General features: G+C 55.3%; 1 tRNA gene and 2 rRNA genes (1 of these 3 cut by a window edge). All 3 read right to left on the bottom strand.

Going from position 1 to position 2,993, the window contains the following annotated elements:
- A tRNA-Met gene (locus HLH35_RS19525) sits at positions 1 to 74 on the bottom strand.
- Positions 75 to 96: 22 nt separating this feature from the next.
- Positions 97 to 212, bottom strand: a 5S ribosomal RNA gene (rrf, locus tag HLH35_RS19520).
- A gap of 126 nt (positions 213 to 338) precedes the next feature.
- Positions 339 to 2,993: ribosomal RNA gene (locus HLH35_RS19515) — 23S ribosomal RNA — on the bottom strand; it runs 86 nt beyond the window's last position.

Raw genomic sequence — 2,993 nt, 5'->3', positions numbered from 1 at the left:
TTGCGGGGGCAGGATTTGAACCTGCGGCCTTCAGGTTATGAGCCTGACGAGCTACCGGGCTGCTCCACCCCGCGGTGGTGTTGGGTAGACTGGAAGACCTGGCGGCGACCGACTTTCCCGCGTCTTAAGACGCAGTATCATAGGCGCAGGGGCATTTCACGGCCGAGTTCGGGATGGGATCGGGTGGATCTTTCCCCGCCATAGCCACCAGGTCGTCCAGTCCACCCTGTGGTGGGGTGTTATGGGCGTGTGATGAGGTTGGTGTATTTTTTGAGAGTGTGTTTTGTGTGCGTGGATGATTTCTGTGCATGTGTGTTTGCCTGGCGGTGCCAGGCGGTATGAGTGAGCCTATTGGGCGATTAGGACCAGTTAGCTGCACGCATTACTGCGCTTCCACATCTGGCCTATCGACGTGATGGTCTATCACGGCCCTCAGGGAGACCTAGTTTTGAGGTGGGTTTCTCGCTTAGATGCTTTCAGCGATTATCCCGTCCAAACTTAGCTACCCGGCTGTGCCGCTGGCGCGACAACCGGTACACCAGAGGTCTGTTCATCCCGGTCCTCTCGTACTAGGGACAAATCCTCTCAAGTCTCCAACACCCACGGCAGATAGGGACCGAACTGTCTCACGACGTTCTAAACCCAGCTCACGTACCACTTTAATCGGCGAACAGCCGAACCCTTGGGACCTGCTCCAGCCCCAGGATGTGATGAGCCGACATCGAGGTGCCAAACCTCCCCGTCGATGTGGACTCTTGGGGGAGATCAGCCTGTTATCCCTAGAGTACCTTTTATCCGTTGAGCGATGGCCCTTCCACGCGGGACCACCGGATCACTATGGCCGACTTTCGTCTCTGATCGAGCTGTCACTCTCACAGTCAGGCGGGCTTATGCCATTGCACTCAACAGTCGATGTCCGACCGACCTGAGCCCACCATCGCGCGCCTCCGTTACACTTTGGGAGGCGACCGCCCCAGTCAAACTGCCCACCATGCAGGGTCCCGGACCAGGCTTACTGGTCTCGGTTAGACATCAGAAACAGTCAGGGTGGTATTTCAAGGATGGCTCCACCGGAACTGGCGCCCCGGTTTCAAAGCCTCCCACCTATCCTACACAGAATGTCTCTGATGCCACTGCAAAGCTGCAGTAAAGGTTCATAGGGTCTTTCCGTCTGACCGCGGGTACCCCGCATCTTCACGGGGAATTCAATTTCGCTGAGCCGATGCTGGAGACAGCGGGGAAGTCGTTACGCCATTCGTGCAGGTCGGAACTTACCCGACAAGGAATTTCGCTACCTTAGGACCGTTATAGTTACGGCCGCCGTTTACCGGGGCTTCAATTCAGTGCTTGCACACCTCCTCTTAACCTTCCGGCACCGGGCAGGCGTCAGGCCGTATACGTCGTCTCTCGACTTCGCACAGCCCTGTGTTTTTACTAAACAGTCGCTACCCCCTGGTTTGTGCCACCCGCCAATGGTTGCCCAATGACGGGTCTCGCTTATCCCGAAGTTACGCGAGTAATTTGCCTAGTTCCTTCAGCATCGTTCTCTCAAGCGCCTTGGTATTCTCTACCAGTCCACCTGTGTCGGTTTCGGGTACGGTCTATATGCCAGAGCTATTTCCTGGAATGCGCAAAAAGCCAATCCAATCCGATAAGGACTGACAACATCTTGCATTCGTCACTTCTGGCAGGCCCAGGAATATTCACCTGGTTTCCATCGACTACGGCTTTCGCCCTCGCCTTAGGGGCCGGCTCACCCTGCGCGGATTAACCTTGCGCAGGAACCCTTGGACTTTCGGCGACAGTGTTTCTCGCACTGTTTGTCGCTACTCATGTCAGCATTCGCACTTCCGATATCTCCAGAGAGGGTCACCCCGTCTCCTTCACAGACTTACGGAACGCTCCGCTACCGCGCATTCAAAGAATGCACCCACAGCTTCGGCACGTGGCTTGAGCCCCGTTACATTTTCGGCGCAGGGTTTCTAATAGACCAGTGAGCTATTACGCTTTCTTTAAAGGATGGCTGCTTCTAAGCCAACCTCCTGGTTGTTTTGGAATCCCCACATCCTTTCCCACTTAGCCACGATTTGGGGGCCTTAGCTGGTGGTCTGGGCTGTTTCCCTCTCGACGATGGACCTTAGCACCCACCGTCTGTCTGCCAGGCTAAACTTCCGGGTATTCGGAGTTTGGTTAGGTTTGGTAAGGCTTTGGGCCCCCCTAGCCCATCCAGTGCTCTACCCCCCGGGGTCAACACCTGACGATCTACCTCAATAGATTTCGCGGAGAACCAGCTATCTCCGAGTTTGATTGGCCTTTCACCCCTAGCCACAGCTCATCCCCGACTTTTTCAACAGGCGTGGGTTCGGCCCTCCAGTGCGTGTTACCGCACCTTCAGCCTGGCCATGGCTAGATCACTCGGTTTCGGGTCTTCTGCCAGCAACTCGTCGCCCTATTCAGACTCGCTTTCGCTTCGCCTACACCTAACGGCTTAAGCTCGCTGCAAACAGAAACTCGCTGACCCATTATACAAAAGGTACGCCGTCACCCCATAAGAGGCTCCGACTGCTTGTAGGCATTCGGTTTCAGGTCTATTTCACTCCCCTCGTCGGGGTGCTTTTCACCTTTCCCTCACGGTACTTGTTCACTATCGGTCACCAGGGAGTATTTAGGCTTGGAGGGTGGTCCCCCCATGTTCAGACAGGATTTCACGTGTCCCGCCCTACTCAAGGATCATTTCAGACATTACGCATACGGGGCTATCACCCACTATGGCCGGACTTTCCATTCCGCTCTGCTTGTTCGAAAATGACCACTGGCCTGTTCCGCGTTCGCTCGCCACTACTAGCAGAATCTCAATTGATGTCTTTTCCTCCAGGTACTGAGATGTTTCAGTTCCCCGGGTTCGCCTCATGACCCTATGTATTCAGATCATGATACCCATCGCTGGGTGGGTTGCCCCATTCAGATATCCACGGATCAAAGCCTGCTCGCGG

It is taken from the genome of Gluconacetobacter asukensis, assembly GCF_014174375.1.
In the GTDB taxonomy this organism is placed as follows: domain Bacteria; phylum Pseudomonadota; class Alphaproteobacteria; order Acetobacterales; family Acetobacteraceae; genus Gluconacetobacter; species Gluconacetobacter asukensis.
This window is presented reverse-complemented; position numbering and strand designations above follow the sequence as displayed.